The sequence below is a fragment of the Xanthomonas sp. NCPPB 1132 genome, assembly GCF_056629235.1.
The window spans coordinates 2,953,978-2,969,186 of the sequence record NZ_CM152819.1 but is presented as its reverse complement, the minus strand read 5'-3'; the positions used below and the strand labels follow the sequence as shown (position 1 = coordinate 2,969,186).

The window sequence follows — 15,209 nt, the reverse complement described above, 5'->3', positions numbered from 1 at the left end:
AGCAGCCTGACAGCCTCGGCGCGCATCGGCCCGCCGCCGAGTCTGGATCTGCCAACAAGAAAGGCAGGGTAGGCCGGTGTTCTTCGGCAAGAAACGCATTTGGCCGCGTTTCTGTCCGGGTGAGCGCCAGTGGCGGCTGCCTAACGCCCGAAATGGCGTCGGTGGCGCATTGCACGGCGCTGTCTTCAGCTGTCCGCGTCGAGGGTCATCATGATGTGGATGATTCTTCCATGTTCGAGCTGAAAAGAGAGGCGCTTGTTCCTGGCCTGATAATAGCGCCAGTGCTGGCCATCGCTGTCATCCGTCGTGCCTTGGCCATAGGTGTCGATCAGCACATTCTGCGTGTCGCCGATCGCGACGCCTCTGGCTGTTTTGATCGTGGATGCGTTGATGGTGATCTGCGCAATGACGTAGCTGTCGATGTCGCGTTGCTGTTTTTGCCAGGATAGGTTTGCCGTATAGATGTCAAATCCGGCATATCGATGCTGGTAGTACTTGTAGCTGCTATCCCCGGCGGGCACATCCCCTACAAAGCGCTCGCTGATCTGGGTGCCTGCCTGCTTCCTGACCTGGTCGCTCCAGCTTTCACCCAAGGCGAAAGCGTGTGTGTTGATTGCCACGGTAAAGTCGCTTTCGGTCATTTCGACAAGTGCTGCGCGAGCTGCTGCCGCAGCCGTCATGTCAGCCTGGGCGGCAGGAAGCAGCAGGAAGAGCAATAGCGCTGCGCTTCTGGGGGAGGTGATCATGTGCATCGATGCTTTAATTGGGGCGCAATGTCTCGGGTGTGCGCGTGGTCGGTCGGCTGTGCACATGCGCGGGTTGTCGGATCACGCAGTGCATTGCGCATCGGCGAGGTTGTCCCGATGCCAGCGCAACGTGAGCTTCAGTATGGTGGGGCGCATGGAGTAATGCCATCGATTCCGAAGTGGCATGCGCCAAGCGACGTCATGGGGGTGCCTTCCCAACAGCTTCCGCGTCGATCTGATCAGGCGTGTGGTGGATCGCTTTCGAATCCATGCGAGTCCACTGTGAGCGGCGCATCGTGTCGTTTTGGATGCCCCTGCGAATGCTGTTTCGGCAAGCCACTTCGGGACGTGTCGCGTTCGATCGCCTTGGCTTCGCTGACGGGCGTTTTGGCAGCGCGTTGAAGCTGCACCGCGTTTCGTACGCCAGTCCGTCCATCGGTCATTTCAGAGGCTTGTATGCCTCTGGCTCTAGCGCGTCAGGCGAATCGACAGCAAGTCCACGCGGTGCAAATCGCTCGCAACAGCTCCCCGGCCATTGGCGGCAGGGGAGCAAGAGAACCTGGAACTCAGCCGCGCGCGTGGTCGCGCGCCTTGCCCACTTCACTCTGTACCTTGCCGGCGTTCTTCTGCATCTTGCCTTCGACTTCCTTCAGCTTGTTGCCGGTGACCTTGCCGGCGACTTCCTTGATGGTGCCCTTGATCTGGTTCTTGGCGCCTTCGGTGCGATTCTTGTCCATCGTTGACTCCGCAGTAGGGATGCCCTCAAGTGGGCATTGCCAAACTGCGCGCGGGCCGGTGGCGTGCAAGTGAAAATTGCGCGGACGTGCGCTCCATCATTTAGGTAGCGGACGGGTTGTAAGCCGAAGCCTGTAGCGGCGATCGCGCGCCCCGTTCGGGCTGGGCGCACTTGGTGCTTCTACAGCGGGAACACGCGCACCGCGACATGTCCTTCGTCTGTCTGCTGGCGGCGACGGCGTGGTCCGCATAGGTGCGCCGAGTGGCGACCCGCGACCGCGCTGCGCGCTCAGTACCAGCCCAGATACAGGGTGGTCACGCCCCAGGTGTCGATCAGGCCATGCGCGAGGATCATCGCCCACAGGTTGCGCCTGGAGCGCAGATAGGCATAGCCGAACATCGTGCCGACCACGCCGGTCAGCAGGATGCCAGAGGCGCCTTGCGCGGCGTGCATCAGGCCGAACATCACGCCGCCGACCAGTGCGGCGATCCAGCGGCCGCCGCGCAGACGGCCCAGCAGCGCATCGAGCTGGTGCATGAGGAAGGCGCGGAACACCAGTTCTTCGCCGAGCGCCGCGCTCAGCCACGCCGCGCCGATCAGATGAGTCGTGGCCTGGACGTTGCCCTTGAGCGCGCCGTAGGCGCTGTAGTCGGTCTTGTGCCCAGTGATGATGTCGATCAGCGGTTGCAGCACCGGCGTGATGAAGCCCACGGTCAACACCACCAGCAGCGCGGTCCAGCCAATCACCGACACCAGGCGAGGGCGCGCCACGCCGCATGCGAGGGAGGAGCGCGTTTCGATCCACACCAAGGAGAGACCGAGCAGGCCGACCACGGGCATGCGCCACGGAAACGGGAGCCATGCATAGGACGCCAGCGCGAGGATCGCGGCGCTGAGCGCAATACGCAGCAGCGGGTGGCGCATGAAGGAGGTGTTGGACGTGGCGTGGGTGTTGCTTTGCGCGGAGTACTGCATGCCTGACCTGGAAGGAAGCGGGCACTCAGCCTAGCGAGCCCGCGCCATCGAGCACTGTGCCAAAGGCCATGTAGACCAATGCAATGCGGCGAGCCCTACGGAAGATGCAGATGCCAGCATCGTGCGCGTCGCCAGCGACAAGCGCTGGCGACGCAATGCAGGCGCGGACGCGTCAATCCGCGTGCAATCCGAAACGGCGTGTGGCGACTATGCGCCCGGCGTCTGGCACTCGAACACGCTGACGCTGCGCGGCGGCGCCAGGAACTCGCTGGCACCGGCCGGCATGCTGTCGACCTGCAGCGCGTCGTCGGTGGACAGCACCAGCTTCCAATGCAGTTCCTCTTCCGAGGACGGCAGCACGAAGCTCACGCCCTCGTGGTAGGCGTTGATGACGATCAGCAAGGTATGGTCGTTGGCCAGTTCCTTGACGCCGGAGGTCTGCGCCTTGCCTTCCAGCAACAGCCCGACCGAGCGTGCGCCGGCATCTGTCCAGTGCGCATCGTCCATCTCGGTGCCGCCCGGGTTGAGCCAGGTGAGGTCGCGAACGCCGGCTTCTTCGTTGTACTGGCCGTTGAGGAAGCGACCGCGGGTCAGGATCGGGTAGCGCTGGCGCAGCGCGCTCAGCGCCTTGACGAAGGCGGTGAGGCGGCCCTCGGTGGGGTCGCGCTCCCAGTCGATCCAGGTGATCTCGTTGTCCTGGCAGTAGGTGTTGTTGTTGCCGCCCTGGGTCTGTGCGCGCTCGTCGCCGGCCAGCAGCATCGGCGTGCCCTGCGACAGCAACAGTGTCGCCAGCAGGTTCTTCATCTGCCGCTCGCGCAACTGCAGGATGCCGGCGTCGTCGGTCTCGCCTTCGACGCCGTAGTTGCAGGAGCTGTCGTGGTCGGAACCGTCGCGGTTGCCCTCGCCATTGGCGTCGTTGTGCTTGCCGTTGTAGCTGACCAGGTCGTGCAGGGTGAAGCCGTCGTGCGCGGTGATGAAGTTCACCGAGGCCCACGGCCGGCGCCCGCGCCGGTCGAACAGATCGGCCGAGCCGGTGAAGCGGGTGGCGAACTCGGCGAGCTTGCCTTCGTCGCCCTTCCAGAACGCGCGGGCGTTGTCGCGGAACTTGTCGTTCCACTCGGACCAGCCTGGCGGAAAGTGGCCGACCTGGTAGCCGCCGGGGCCGCAGTCCCAGGGTTCGGCGATCAGCTTGACCTGCGACAGCAGCGGATCCTGGTTGCACGCGTCGAGGAAGCCGCCGCGCTGGTCGAAGCCGGTCGGCTCGCGGCCGAGGATGGTGGCCAGGTCGAACCGGAAACCGTCCACGTGCATTTCGCCGGCCCAGTAGCGCAGCGAATCGTTGACGAACTGGATCACCCGCGAGTTGCTCAGGTTGAGCGTGTTGCCGGTGCCGGTGTCGTTGATGTAGTAGCGCTTGTCCTCGGCCAGGCGGTAGTAGCTGGCGTTGTCGATGCCACGGAAGGACAGGGTCGGGCCCAGCTCGCTGCCTTCGGCGGTGTGGTTGTAGACGACGTCGAGGATGACCTCCAGGCCCTGGCGATGCATGGCCTTGACCATGTCGCGGAACTCGTCGCGGTGGCCGCTGGCCAGGTAGCGCGACTTGATCGCGAAGAAGCCGAGCGTGTTGTAGCCCCAGTAGTTGCGCAGGTCCTTGTCGAGCAGATGCTGGTCGTCGAGGTAGGCGTGCACGGGCAGCAGTTCCACTGCGCTGACGCCCAGTTCCTTGATGTAGCGCAGCACCGGTTCCTGGGCCAGGCCGGCGCAGGTGCCGCGCAGTTCGTCCGGCACCTGCGGGTGGCGCATGGTGTAGCCGCGCACGTGGGTCTCGTAGACCAGGGTCTGGCTCCACGGGGTGAGCAGGCGCTGGTCGTCCTCCCAGTCGTAGGTGTCCTCTACCACTACGCACTTGGGCATGAACGGTGCGCTGTCGCGCTCGTCGAAGCTCAGGTCGCCGTCCGCATGGCCGACGGTGTAGCCGTACAGCTCGTCGGCCCAGATCAGGTCGCCCTCGAGCTCGCGCGCATAGGGATCGAGCAGCAGCTTGTTGGGGTTGAAACGGTGGCCTTCGCTGGGCGCGTAGGGGCCGTGCACGCGATAGCCGTAGCGCTGGCCCGGCTTCACGTCGGGCAGGTAGCCGTGCCAGATTTCGTTGGTGTATTCGGGCAGGTCCAGTCGGGTCTCGGTCCCGTCTTCGTCGAACAGGCACAGTTCCACGCGGGTAGCGTGCGCCGAAAACAGCGCGAAGTTGGTGCCCTGGCCGTCGAAGACGGCGCCGCGCGGAAAGGGACGCCCCTCGCGGATGCGCGAAGGGGTGGCATAGGCGGCACTGGTCGGATGGCGCATCGGGCTCTCGGCCGGCACGCCGGCAGTAGGGGAGGGAGAGCGGAAGCATTGCCGTGGATACCGTGCAGGACGCGTTACGGGATGCCGAAGGTGGCGTGAGGGCCCAGTGGAAAGCGAGCTGGCGGACGACGCAACGACGCTGTGGCGCCGCTGCGCGGGCCGCGATCGCGACCGTCGCGGCCCGGTCCGATGGTCCCGGGCGCGACTGGCCTGCAGCGCTCAGCGCGGCAGGTCGAACAGCAGGAACTCGCTGTCCTGGGCATCGGCGAACTGCAGGCTGGCCTCGTCGATCGCCTGGACCGCGTCGCCGGCCTGCAGGGTCTGGCCGTTGACGCTCAGCGTGCCGCGCACCACCTGCACATAGGCGCCGCGCCCGGCCGCCAGCGGGTAGTCCAGGCGCGCATCGCCGTCGAGGATGGAGGCGTAGATGCGCGCGTCCTGATGGATGCGCACCGCGCCGTCCTCGCCCTGCGGGGCCGCGATCAGTCGCAACTGGCCGCGCTTGCTGTCGGGGGCGAAGTGCTTCTCCTCGTATCCCGGATCGATCCCGGCGCGCTCGGGCATCACCCAGATCTGCAGGAAGTGCACCGGCTCGCTTGCGGAGTGGTTGAACTCGCTGTGGGTGACCCCGGAGCCGGCGCTCATGCGCTGCACGTCGCCGTAGCGCAGCACCGAGCCGTTGCCCATGCTGTCCTTGTGCTCCAGCGCGCCTTCGACCACATAGGACAGGATCTCCATGTCGCGATGGGCGTGGGTGCCGAAGCCCTGGCCGGGCTGCACGCGGTCCTCGTTGATCACCCGCAGCGGCCCGAAGCCCATGTGGCGCGGGTCGTGATAATGGCCGAAGGAGAAGGTATGGCGCGAGGACAGCCAGCCGTGTTCGGCGCGGCCACGGGTATTGGCGGGGCGGATCTGCAGCATGGGAGGCTCCTTGGTGGCGTTGATGTGCAAGTGGATCGAAAGCGCCCGGCTTGTTGATTTCGCGTGCGCTTCGGCTTGGAAACAAGTATCGGCGCTGTCGCCGGGTTTGAAAAACGGATAGATTCGGCATCCATCATCGAAGAATTCGAATGCTCAAGCTAAGTCTCGATGCCCTGCAGATCCTCGACGCCATCGACCGTCGCGGCTCGTTCTCGGCCGCCGGCAAGGCGCTGCACAAGGTGCCGTCGACCATCTCCTACACCGTCGCCAAGCTGGAGGAGGACCTGGGCGTGCAACTGTTCGAGCGGATCGGGCCGAAGGCGGTGCCGACCGCCGCGGGGGCCGAACTGCTGCGCGAAGGCCGCCACCTGCTGCGCGCCGCTGGCGATCTGGAACTGCGCGTGCGCCGCGTGGCCTCCGGCTGGGAGACCGAGTTCGCGCTGGGCCTGGATGCGGTGTTCGCGCCGGAATGCCTGGCGCAGGACATGGCGGCGTTCTACGCGGTCGCCGATCGCACCCGGTTGCGGGTGGTGCAGGAATCATTGTCCGGCACCTGGGAGGCGTTGCTGGACCGGCGGGTGGATCTGCTGGTCGGGGCGGCCGGGGAAGGGCCCAGCGGCGGTGGCTACGTGGCCGAGCCGCTGGGCACGTTGCCGTTCGTGTTCGCGGTCGCGCCCGGGCATCCGCTGGCGCAGGCGCCGGAACCGCTCAGCCGCAGCCAGTTGAGCGCGCATCGCGCGATCGCTGTGGCGGATTCGGCACGGCGGCTGCTGCCGCGCACGGTCGGGCTGCTGTTCGGCCAGGACGCGCTGACCGTGCCGGACATGCGCAGCAAGTATCGGCTGCAGCTGGCCGGGCTCGGCTTCGGCTTCCTGCCCGAGCCGTATGCGCGCGCGGCGTTGGCGCGTGGCAGCCTGGTGCGCAAGGCCGTGGAGGAGCCGAAGCCGGACGAGGTGTTCCAGCTGGCCTGGCGCAGCGGCGAGGAGGGCGCGGCGCTGGCCTGGTGGCGCGCGCGCATGCGTCAGCCGGGCGTGTTCGCGGCATGGCTGGCGCAGATGGCGGTGCGGCTGGATGAGGGGGTGTGAGGCACGTCGGGACACCGGCGAGGCGTGCTGCAGGGCGACGATGGATGGGTCTGTTCCGCCGGTGATGTCCTGCTGCCTGCGCGCGCGGTGGGCGACGGGAGGATAATGCGCGGCATCTTCTTCTTTTCGCCCGCCACGCCATGCAGGACCTGATTGCGCGCTACGGACTCGGGCTGGTCTTCGTCAACGTCCTGGCCTTGTCGCTGGGCCTGCCGGTGCCGGCGCTGCCCACGTTGATCCTGGTCGGGGCGACCTATGCGCTGCTCGATGGCACGGCGATGTGGAGTGCGCTGCTCGGCGCCTTGTCGGTGTCGATCGCGGCGAGCTTGCTCGGCGATCTGCTGTGGTTCGGTGCCGGGCGTCGTTACGGCAACCGCACCCTGCAGTCGCTGTGCCGGCTGTCGTTGTCGCGCGACACCTGCATGAAGCGCACCGAACGCTTCTATGCGCGCTGGGGCGTGCGCGTGCTGGCGGTGGCCAAGTTCGTGCCGGGCCTGTCGATGGTGTCGGTGCCGATGGCCGGCGCGATGCGTGTGCGCCCGGTGGCCTTCCTGCGCTACGACGCGCTGGGCGCGGCCTTGTGGGCGGGCGTCGGGTTGTTGCTGGGCCTGTGCTTCGCCGACCAGGTGCAGGACCTGCTGGACTGGCTGAGCCTGCTCGGCAGGCGCGCGGCGCTGCTGCTGGGCGGCCTGCTGGCGCTGTACGTCGGCTACCGCGCCTGGCGCCGGCACTCGCTGCGCAAGGCGATGGAGATGCGGCGCATCGACGTCGACGAACTGCACGCGCTGCTGCAGGGCGAGGCGCCGCCGCTGCTGCTGGACATTCGCGCTCCCGGCTACCGCACGCTGGAGCCGTTCGCCATTCCCGGCGCGCTGGAAGTGGACGATCGCCAGGTCGATGCGCTCGTCGCGCGCTTGCCGCGCGACCGCAGGATCGTCATCTACTGCGCCTGCCCGAACGAGGTGTCGGCCGCGATCCTGGCCAAGCGCTTGCGCCAGCACGCGTTCGAGGACGTGCTGCCGCTGCGCGGTGGGCTGGATGCGTGGCGTGCGGCGGGCCATCCGCTGGTCGCGCTGGACGCTGCGGCTGCAGTGGCGCCGCCGCCGAAGGGCGACACGATCGCGGCGTGAGTCGCCGTGGCGGGAACGTCATGCGTCCCGACGACGTCACGACGCATACGCTCCCGCCGATGCCGGCAAGTGCGTCGTCTGTAGGCATGGGTGTGGTTGGATAGGTAGGCAGGGCGCGCGTCCCGCTCCAGCGCGCTCGATTCTTCCGCCTGCATCGCCCGCATCCCGCTGGCGTGGCGAAGTCGAGCGGAGGTCCCGCCTGGGGCGCGTTCACTTGCTTGCCGGCGGATGCGTCCATGATTCCGTCGATGACAGCACCTGTTCGGCAAGCGCCTGTCGACGGCCATCCCGCAAGGCCGGCGCCGAAGCGAATCCTCATCCTCACCCTGCTGCACGGAGACAGCCATGAACATCGATCTATCCGGAAAAACTGCCCTCGTCACCGGCTCCACCGCGGGCATCGGCTTCGGCATCGCCAAGGGCCTGGCCGCGGCGGGCGCCGAGGTCGCGCTGAACGGTCGCGACCAGGCCCGTACCGAGGCCGCCGTCGCCGCGCTCAAGCGCGACCTCCCGGCCGCCAGCGTGCGCGCCGTGGTGGGCGACGTGGCGACCGCAGCCGGCTGCGATGCGATCGTCGCCGCGCTTCCTGCGGTCGATATCCTGGTCAACAACGCCGGCATCTTCGGGATGCAGGACTTCTTCGAGACGCCCGACGCGGAGTGGGAGCGCTTCCTGGCCGTCAACGTGATGTCCGGCGTGCGCCTGTCGCGCGCGTATCTGCCGGGGATGGCCGACAAGGGCTGGGGGCGCGTGCTCTTCGTCTCGTCGGAGTCCGGACTCAATATCCCGGTCGAGATGATTCACTACGGCGTGACCAAGACCGCCGATCTCGCCCTGTCGCGCGGCTTGGCCAAGCGCATGGCCGGCACCGGCGTCACCGTGAATGCGATCCTGCCGGGGCCGACGCTGACCGAAGGTGTCGCCGCCATGTTGTCCGAGCAGGTGGAGCAGTCCGGCAAGCCACTGGAGGAGGTCGCCGCCGATTTCGTCAAGGCGCATCGCGCCAGCTCGATCATCCGCCGCGCCGCGACGGTGGAAGAGGTCGCCAATCTGTGCGTCTACGTCGCGTCGCCGCAGGCGTCGGCGACCACCGGTGCGGCGCTGCGCGTCGACGGCGGCGTGGTGGATACCATCGCCTGAGCTGGTGTGGCCTCGTCGGTCGCGCAGGCGGGGTCGACGGCGCGCATCGCTCGCCGCTGCACGCGGCATGCAATCGCCGCCGCGCAGGCAAAAAAAACGACAAGCGATGGCTTGTCGTTTTTGATCTGACTGGTGCGCCCGGAGAGATTCGAACTCCCGACCGCCTGGTTCGTAGCCAGGTACTCTATCCAACTGAGCTACGGGCGCGTCGTCAGGCGCGGGATTATTCACGAGTTGCGGCGATTCGTCTACACCTGCGTGTCGTGCGCATGACGCAAGCGGGCGAGTACGCCGCCGCGCGCGGCCTGGTTGCGATCGCATCGCGGCGGCAAGGCAAAAAAAAACGACAAGCGGTGGCTTGTCGTTTTTCATCTGACTGGTGCGCCCGGAGAGATTCGAACTCCCGACCGCCTGGTTCGTAGCCAGGTACTCTATCCAACTGAGCTACGGGCGCGTCGTCAGGAGCGGAATTATGCGGGAGTCGATCTGGCCCGTCAATGCTCTTTCGGAAAAATTTCACCGATCCTCGCCCAGCAGCGCCGCGGCGACCGCAGCGGGTCGCTTCATCCAGGCGAAATGATCGGCGGCCGTGCCCAGCTGCGCGGCGTCCAGGCGATGGAGGTGCGATGCCGGCGACGCCAGCTTTTCGAGCAGGCCGCGCAGCGAACTCTCCGGCGCCAGCCAGTCGTCCTGCAGCACCACGCCGCGCACCGGCAGCGCCAGTTGTGCCAACTGCGCCTCCAGGTCGATGGCCAGGCCGGCCGCGGCGTAGCGGCCGCTGCGGCCCACGCGCGCCCAGTCGGCGATCAGGCCGCGCGCCTCGGTGCCGCCGAAGCCCAGGCGGCGACCATGCAGCACGCCCTGCCGCTGCGCCAGCCATGGCAGCAGACGGTACGCCAGCGGCAGCAGATAGCCTCGCGGCGCGGGAAAACGGCGCCAGTACGGCGTGCCGCTGGCGACCAGCCACAGCGCGGCGAAGGCCTGCGGCTGCAGGCTGGCGTAGCAACAGGCGAGCTGTCCGCCGAGGCTGTGGCCGCCGACGAACAGCGGTGCCGCGATCCTGCACCCGGCGATCGCCGCCTGGCTGGCGGGCAGATCCAGTTGCAGCAGGGCGCGATAGCCCCAGTCGCATTGTCGCGACGGCCGCAGCGTGCTGCTGCCGTTGCCGCGCCATTCGTGCATGAACACCGCCACGCCGTGCGCGGCCAGCGCTTCGGCGAACGGCAGGTAATGGCGAGCGGCCACGCCCAGCGCCGGCAGCCACAGCAGCGCCTGCCGCGGTGCGTCGGGAACGCGCGCCAGCAAGGTCCAGCGATGACCGTCGGCCGCGGCGACGGGCAGGGCGTGCTCGGCGATCGCGGACGCGCGGCTGGGTGCGGCACTCATGGGCCGCGCGCCGCGCCGAAGTGGTCCAGCACCGCCACGTCGCTGCGGCCGGGCCGGTAACTGCCGCGCAGTGCGCGCGCCACGTAGTCGATTGCCGCTTCGCAGGCGGCCGGCAAGGCCAGGCCCTGGCACAGCTGTGCGGCGATCGCCGCGGCCAGGGTGCAGCCGGTGCCGTGTGCGTCCAGCGCCAGTCGTGCGTGGCTGAACTCGCTGCGGCTGACGCCGTCGTCGTAGCGGTCGATCACCCGCTGGCCTTCCTGCAGATGACCGCCCTTGAGCAGCACCGCCTGTGCGCCGGCCTCGAGCAGCGCCGCGGTGGCGTGCTCGGCGTCGTCGGCATTGTCGATCGGGCGGCCGAGCAGCAACTGCGCTTCCGGCACGTTCGGCGTCACCAGCGTCGCCAGCGGCAACAGGCGGCCGCGCAGCGCGTCCAGGGCGTCGTCCTGCAGCAGCTTGGCGCCGCTGGTAGCCACCATCACCGGGTCCAGCACCACCCACGGCGGGCGGTACTCCTCCAGCGCATCGGCGACCAGGTGGATCACCTCGGCGTTGGCGAGCATGCCGAGCTTGACCGCGCCGATGTCGAAGTCGGCGAAGCAGGCATCGATCTGTGCGCGCAGGAACGACAGCGGCGGCACATGCACCGCGGTGACGCCGCGGGTGTGCTGCGCGGTCAGCGCGGCGGCGGCCGCCAGCCCGTGCACGCGATGCGCGGCGAAGGTCTTGAGATCGGCCTGGAGGCCGGCACCGCCGCCGGAATCGGTGCCGGCGATGCTCAGCGCGGAGACGACGGTGGGTTCGCTCATGCGCCGATTGTGCAGGGCTGGCGTCGCTGATGCACTCGGCCGCGCCTTCAGCGTTCGCGGCTGCGGTAGTGCGCCTGCAGCGCGTATAGCGTGCCGACCGTGCCGGTCAGCAGGGCGGGGCCGAGCAGGGCGTCGAAGCCGACCTGCCGGTAGGCCCAGGCGCCGAGGACGCCGCCGCACAGGAAGCCGCCGATGATCAGCAGGCTGAGGCGGATGCGCCGGCGCGGCAGCGGCAGTCCGCGCAGCGCCTGGCCCAGACCGATGCCCAGGTCGGTGAACATGCCGGTGAGGTGGGTGGTACGCACCACCGCGCCGCTGTAGACGGTGGTGGTGGCGTTCTGCAGGCCGCACGCGATCGCGGCGAGGACCGCGCCGGCGAGCTGCTGCTGCTTGAAGGCCTGCATCGCCGCCAGCAGCAGCAGCGCTTCCAGCGCCAGCGCCACGCCATAGCGGCGGCCCAGGCGCAGGCGGCTGTCCTGCACGATGAAGCCGCCGAGCATCGATCCGCCAAGGAACGCCAGCACCACGCCGACCAGTTGCGCGATCGCGCGCGCGTCACCATCGGCCAGCGCGGCGCCGAGCAGGGTGGTGGTGCCGGTGAGGTGGGTGACCGCCTGATGCTCGAAGCCGAGATAGCCGACCACGTTGACCATGCCGGCGACGGCGGCCAGCGCCCCGGCGAAGGCCCAGGCCCAGCGTGGCAGTTCCAGGTTCATGCCGCGCGCGAAGCAGCCGCGGCGCGGCGGCCGCGGGATGCAGCCGCCCCAGCGTGCCGCCGTTGGCGCCTGCCTGCGGCCATCTCAGCGTGCGCCGTTGACCGCGATCTCGGAGAAGCGGGCGCTGGCCGGGTCGTAGACCGCGCCCCAGAAGCGGCCGCCGCCGCCGCAGGCGCGGACCGCGTCGACCGCGGGGTCGCGCTCGCTGCCGTCGTCCGGTGCGAAGGCGTTGACGTAGATCGCCTGCTTGCCGCGGTACAGGATGCCGACGTACTGGCGATCGGACGCGGTGGGGTCGGCGATCTGCGGCTGCAGTTGCGCCAGGTGCGCTTCCAGTTGCGCGATCTGTTCCGGGGTCGGGATCCAGTAGCCGGTGACCGCGCCGTCCTGGCGCGCCGGGCTGTCGCGCGCGCAGGTGTCGAGCACCTGCGCGGCGGTGCTGTTGCGGGTGACGATCCACGACTGCCCGGCCTTGACCGCGGTCGGCACCATGGCCGGCCCGCGCGCGGTGGCGCAGGCGCCGAGCAGGGCCATGGCCAGCGCCGCGCCGGCCAGGCGCACGCCGGCGGCCGCGTTCACAGGACCTCCGAGGCGTAGTCGGCCAGGCGCGAACGCTCGCCGCGGCGCAGGGTGATGTGCGCGCTGTGCGGCCAGGCCTTGAAGCGATCCACCGCGTAGGTCAGGCCGGAGGTGGTCTCGGTCAGGTACGGCGTGTCGATCTGTTCGACGTTGCCCAGGCACACGATCTTGGTGCCGGGGCCGGCACGGGTGATCAGCGTCTTCATCTGCTTCGGGGTCAGGTTCTGCGCTTCGTCTAGGATCAGGTAGCGCGACAGGAAGGTGCGCCCGCGCATGAAGTTCATCGAGCGGATCTTGATGCGGCTGGCGAGCAGGTCGTTGGTGGCCTGGCGGCCCCAGGTGCCGCCTTCCTGGGTATGCGTGAGCACTTCCAGATTGTCGGTGAGCGCGCCCATCCACGGCGTCATCTTCTCTTCCTCGGTGCCGGGCAGGAAGCCGATGTCCTCGCCGACGCTGACCGTGGCGCGGGTCATGATGATCTCGCGGTAGCGCTGCTGGTCCATGGTCTGCGCCAGGCCCGCGGCCAGCGCCAGCAGAGTCTTGCCGGTGCCGGCGGTACCGAGCAGGGTGACGAAGTCGATTTCCGGGTCCATCAGCGCGTTGAGCGCGAAGTTCTGCTCGCGGTTGCGCGCGGCGATGCCCCACACCGCGTGCTGGCCGCTGCGGAAGTCGTCGACCAGCGCCAGCGTCGCCTTGCGCTCGGCGTTGACCTTGACCACGCGCAGTTCCACTTCGTCCTCGCCGGGCAGGTACAGGTACTGGTTCGGATACCAGTCCTCGTCGGCGGCCAGGGCGATCTCGTAGCAGGTGCGGCCCTTGTCGCTCCAGCTGCGCAGGTCCTGGTTGTGCTTCTGCCAGAAATGCTCCGGCAGCTCGATCGCGCCGGTGTAGAGCAGGCTGAAATCGTCGAGCGCGCGGTCGTTCTCGTAGTCCTCGGCGACCAGGCCGCTGATCGCCGCCTTGATCCGCAGGTTGATGTCCTTGGACACCAGGATCACCGGAATTTCCGGCTGCTCTTCGCGCAGCGCCAGCACCGCGGCCAGGATCTTGTTGTCCGGGGCGACGCTGCCGAAGCTGCGCCCCGGCTCGACCGGGCGCACCTGGAAGTACAGCCGGCCGATGGCGCCGGTGCTCTTGAGCTGGATGCCCTGCGGGTGGCTGAGCGGAATGCCGGATTCGATCTGCTCGGCGCCGGCGCCCTCGATCAGCTCGTTGAGGAAACGGCTGACCTGGCGCGCGTTGCGGCTGACTTCGGACATGCCCTTCTTGGCATTGTCCAGTTCCTCGATCACCTGCATCGGCAGGAACACGTCGTGTTCCTCGAACTTGAACAGCGCGGTCGGATCGTGCATCAGCACGTTGGTATCCAGCACGTAGATGCGCTTGCCTCGGGTCATCATGGATTCCTGGAAGAGGAGCAGGGACGAACCATCGCTGCCTGCGGGGCAGGGCGATGCGGGGTGCGGGAAACGGCAGTGGTCACTGCTTGGCGGCGGCCTGCAGCGCGTCTAGCACGGCCTGGGCGTGGCCGGGGACCTTGACCTTGCGCCAGCTGCGGACCAGTTGGCCGGTCGGCGAGAGCAGGAAGGTGCTGCGCTCGATGCCCAGCACCTGGCGGCCGTACATGTTCTTTTCCTTGATCACGTCGAAGGCGCGGCACAGCGCTTCGTCGGCGTCGCTGATCAGGGGGAAGCGGAAGCCCTGCTTGGCGCAGAAGTTGTCGTGCGACTTCACCGAGTCGCGCGACACGCCCAGCACGGTGGCGCCGGCCTGTTCGAACTGCGGCAGCAGTGCGTTGAACTCGATGCCCTCGGTGGTGCAGCCGGGCGTGCTGTCCTTCGGATAGAAATACAGCACCAGCCAGCGGCCGGCGTAGTCGCCGAGCGTGGCGCTTGCGCCGCCGGACAGCGCCAGCGGCAAGGCCAGCGTGCTGCGGTCCAGGGTGTCGCCGTCCTTCATGGGGTGTCCTCCGCGTGCATCGCCATCATCCGCGTTCGATTGCGTCGGTGTCCAGCGCGGCGCACTCAGAACTTCATCGGATCCATGATCGCGTCCAGGTTGAGGTGGTCGCAGAACTCGAGGAAGTCGTCGCGCAGCGCGGCGATGTGCATGTTCGCCGGCACGCCGATCGTCACCTGCGCCGAGAACATCTCCGCGCCGGTCTGCATGGCGCGGTAGCGCGTGCTCTGCAGGTTCTCGATGGTGATGCCCTGGCGGTCGAAGAAGTCGGCCAACTGGAACAGGATGCCGGGTTTGTCGGCGGCGATGACTTCGACGATGTACGGCAGCAGGTTGGACTGCGCCTGCTTGGCGCCGGTGCGGTACCACACCAGCTTCATGCCTTCCTCGCGGTCGAGGCGGGTGAGCATGGCTTCGAGCTTGGCCACCGAGTCCCACGAGCCGGTCGCCAGCGCGGTCACCGACACGTCGCGGCCGACCGTGGCCAGGCGCGCATCGACGAGATTGCAGCCGCTGTCGGCGATGCGACGCGTCACCGGCAACAAGGGCGACTCCGGATGCGTCGTGTAGGCGTTGATCAGGAGGTGGTTTTCGGTCGGCGCGGGCCGGGGCGTGGTGTCGGTCAAAGGGGCTTCCGGCATTGCGTAAGGCTGAACGGCATCCGGGCGGTCGCCCGGCATGGTGTGC

Annotated in this window: 15 protein-coding genes and 2 tRNA genes; 3 read left to right on the top strand and 14 right to left on the bottom strand. The window is 68.1% G+C overall.

Features of this window, described 5'->3' with window-relative positions; translation table 11 throughout:
* Window positions 1-185 precede the first annotated feature (185 nt).
* From AC1G9L_RS12600 to AC1G9L_RS12580, 5 genes are all read right to left on the bottom strand, one after another.
* Window positions 186-746 carry a hypothetical protein gene (locus AC1G9L_RS12600; protein ID WP_481069235.1) on the bottom strand — a complete coding sequence of 187 codons (561 nt, stop codon included), beginning with the start codon at window positions 744-746 and terminating at the stop codon, window positions 186-188.
* Between the two features lie 566 nt (window positions 747-1,312).
* Window positions 1,313-1,483: a CsbD family protein gene (locus AC1G9L_RS12595; protein ID WP_017914264.1), complete on the bottom strand. Its 171-nt coding sequence runs from the start codon at window positions 1,481-1,483 to the stop codon at window positions 1,313-1,315.
* 287 nt (window positions 1,484-1,770) lie between these two features.
* On the bottom strand, window positions 1,771-2,322 hold the full coding sequence (locus tag AC1G9L_RS12590; protein WP_481071118.1) for a CPBP family intramembrane glutamic endopeptidase: 552 nt from the start codon (window positions 2,320-2,322) through the stop codon (window positions 1,771-1,773).
* A gap of 342 nt (window positions 2,323-2,664) precedes the next feature.
* Entirely contained in the window at window positions 2,665-4,800 is a 2,136-nt protein-coding gene (gene glgX / locus AC1G9L_RS12585) for a glycogen debranching protein GlgX (RefSeq protein ID WP_481069234.1), read from the bottom strand.
* A 219-nt stretch (window positions 4,801-5,019) separates the two neighbouring features.
* Window positions 5,020-5,721: a pirin family protein gene (locus tag AC1G9L_RS12580; RefSeq protein WP_010343924.1), complete on the bottom strand. Its 702-nt coding sequence runs from the start codon at window positions 5,719-5,721 to the stop codon at window positions 5,020-5,022.
* 149 nt (window positions 5,722-5,870) lie between these two features.
* Here AC1G9L_RS12580 and AC1G9L_RS12575 point away from each other — a divergent pair, with 149 nt between their 5' ends.
* From AC1G9L_RS12575 to AC1G9L_RS12565, 3 genes are all read left to right on the top strand, one after another.
* On the top strand, window positions 5,871-6,806 hold the full coding sequence (locus AC1G9L_RS12575) for a LysR substrate-binding domain-containing protein (protein WP_481069233.1): 936 nt from the start codon (window positions 5,871-5,873) through the stop codon (window positions 6,804-6,806).
* Between the two features lie 140 nt (window positions 6,807-6,946).
* On the top strand, window positions 6,947-7,936 hold the full coding sequence (locus AC1G9L_RS12570) for a VTT domain-containing protein (RefSeq protein ID WP_019802165.1): 990 nt from the start codon (window positions 6,947-6,949) through the stop codon (window positions 7,934-7,936).
* Window positions 7,937-8,281: 345 nt separating this feature from the next.
* Entirely contained in the window at window positions 8,282-9,076 is a 795-nt protein-coding gene (locus tag AC1G9L_RS12565; RefSeq protein ID WP_019802164.1) for an SDR family oxidoreductase, read from the top strand.
* A 130-nt stretch (window positions 9,077-9,206) separates the two neighbouring features.
* Here the strand turns inward: AC1G9L_RS12565 and AC1G9L_RS12560 are convergent.
* The 9 genes from AC1G9L_RS12560 to AC1G9L_RS12520 form a co-directional block, all read right to left on the bottom strand.
* Window positions 9,207-9,283: transfer RNA gene (locus AC1G9L_RS12560), tRNA-Arg, on the bottom strand.
* Window positions 9,284-9,453: 170 nt separating this feature from the next.
* A tRNA-Arg gene (locus AC1G9L_RS12555) sits at window positions 9,454-9,530 on the bottom strand.
* Window positions 9,531-9,592: 62 nt separating this feature from the next.
* A complete protein-coding gene (locus tag AC1G9L_RS12550; protein WP_481069232.1) occupies window positions 9,593-10,462 on the bottom strand; it encodes an alpha/beta hydrolase family protein in 870 nt (289 codons plus the stop codon).
* Window positions 10,459-11,268, bottom strand: a complete 810-nt coding sequence (gene thiD, locus AC1G9L_RS12545) for a bifunctional hydroxymethylpyrimidine kinase/phosphomethylpyrimidine kinase (RefSeq protein ID WP_209246687.1) — start codon at window positions 11,266-11,268, stop codon at window positions 10,459-10,461. The genes AC1G9L_RS12550 and thiD overlap by 4 nt, the downstream gene beginning before the upstream one ends.
* Before the next feature lie 47 nt (window positions 11,269-11,315).
* Window positions 11,316-11,984 carry a YoaK family protein gene (locus tag AC1G9L_RS12540; protein WP_010343917.1) on the bottom strand — a complete coding sequence of 223 codons (669 nt, stop codon included), beginning with the start codon at window positions 11,982-11,984 and terminating at the stop codon, window positions 11,316-11,318.
* An 84-nt stretch (window positions 11,985-12,068) separates the two neighbouring features.
* Window positions 12,069-12,563: a hypothetical protein gene (locus tag AC1G9L_RS12535; protein ID WP_481069231.1), complete on the bottom strand. Its 495-nt coding sequence runs from the start codon at window positions 12,561-12,563 to the stop codon at window positions 12,069-12,071.
* Window positions 12,560-13,960: a PhoH family protein gene (locus tag AC1G9L_RS12530; RefSeq protein WP_481069230.1), complete on the bottom strand. Its 1,401-nt coding sequence runs from the start codon at window positions 13,958-13,960 to the stop codon at window positions 12,560-12,562. The genes AC1G9L_RS12535 and AC1G9L_RS12530 overlap by 4 nt, the downstream gene beginning before the upstream one ends.
* Before the next feature lie 82 nt (window positions 13,961-14,042).
* A complete protein-coding gene (locus AC1G9L_RS12525) occupies window positions 14,043-14,522 on the bottom strand; it encodes a peroxiredoxin (protein WP_010343914.1) in 480 nt (159 codons plus the stop codon).
* Window positions 14,523-14,587: 65 nt separating this feature from the next.
* On the bottom strand, window positions 14,588-15,163 hold the full coding sequence (locus AC1G9L_RS12520) for a glycine cleavage system transcriptional repressor (RefSeq protein WP_087943489.1): 576 nt from the start codon (window positions 15,161-15,163) through the stop codon (window positions 14,588-14,590).
* Window positions 15,164-15,209 lie beyond the last annotated feature (46 nt).

What these genes read in the sequence shown, in the direction of transcription:
- AC1G9L_RS12600 (WP_481069235.1), bottom strand. Translation starts at nt 746, where the DNA reads ATGATCACCTCCCCCAGAAGCGCAGCGCTATTGCTCTTCCTGCTGCTT.
- AC1G9L_RS12595 (WP_017914264.1), bottom strand. Translation starts at nt 1,483, where the DNA reads ATGGACAAGAATCGCACCGAAGGCGCCAAGAACCAGATCAAGGGCACC.
- AC1G9L_RS12590 (WP_481071118.1), bottom strand. Translation starts at nt 2,322, where the DNA reads ATGCCCGTGGTCGGCCTGCTCGGTCTCTCCTTGGTGTGGATCGAAACG.
- glgX (WP_481069234.1), bottom strand. Translation starts at nt 4,800, where the DNA reads ATGCGCCATCCGACCAGTGCCGCCTATGCCACCCCTTCGCGCATCCGC.
- AC1G9L_RS12580 (WP_010343924.1), bottom strand. Translation starts at nt 5,721, where the DNA reads ATGCTGCAGATCCGCCCCGCCAATACCCGTGGCCGCGCCGAACACGGC.
- AC1G9L_RS12575 (WP_481069233.1), top strand. Translation starts at nt 5,871, where the DNA reads ATGCTCAAGCTAAGTCTCGATGCCCTGCAGATCCTCGACGCCATCGAC.
- AC1G9L_RS12570 (WP_019802165.1), top strand. Translation starts at nt 6,947, where the DNA reads ATGCAGGACCTGATTGCGCGCTACGGACTCGGGCTGGTCTTCGTCAAC.
- AC1G9L_RS12565 (WP_019802164.1), top strand. Translation starts at nt 8,282, where the DNA reads ATGAACATCGATCTATCCGGAAAAACTGCCCTCGTCACCGGCTCCACC.
- AC1G9L_RS12550 (WP_481069232.1), bottom strand. Translation starts at nt 10,462, where the DNA reads ATGAGTGCCGCACCCAGCCGCGCGTCCGCGATCGCCGAGCACGCCCTG.
- thiD (WP_209246687.1), bottom strand. Translation starts at nt 11,268, where the DNA reads ATGAGCGAACCCACCGTCGTCTCCGCGCTGAGCATCGCCGGCACCGAT.
- AC1G9L_RS12540 (WP_010343917.1), bottom strand. Translation starts at nt 11,984, where the DNA reads ATGAACCTGGAACTGCCACGCTGGGCCTGGGCCTTCGCCGGGGCGCTG.
- AC1G9L_RS12530 (WP_481069230.1), bottom strand. Translation starts at nt 13,960, where the DNA reads ATGACCCGAGGCAAGCGCATCTACGTGCTGGATACCAACGTGCTGATG.
- AC1G9L_RS12525 (WP_010343914.1), bottom strand. Translation starts at nt 14,522, where the DNA reads ATGAAGGACGGCGACACCCTGGACCGCAGCACGCTGGCCTTGCCGCTG.
- AC1G9L_RS12520 (WP_087943489.1), bottom strand. Translation starts at nt 15,163, where the DNA reads ATGCCGGAAGCCCCTTTGACCGACACCACGCCCCGGCCCGCGCCGACC.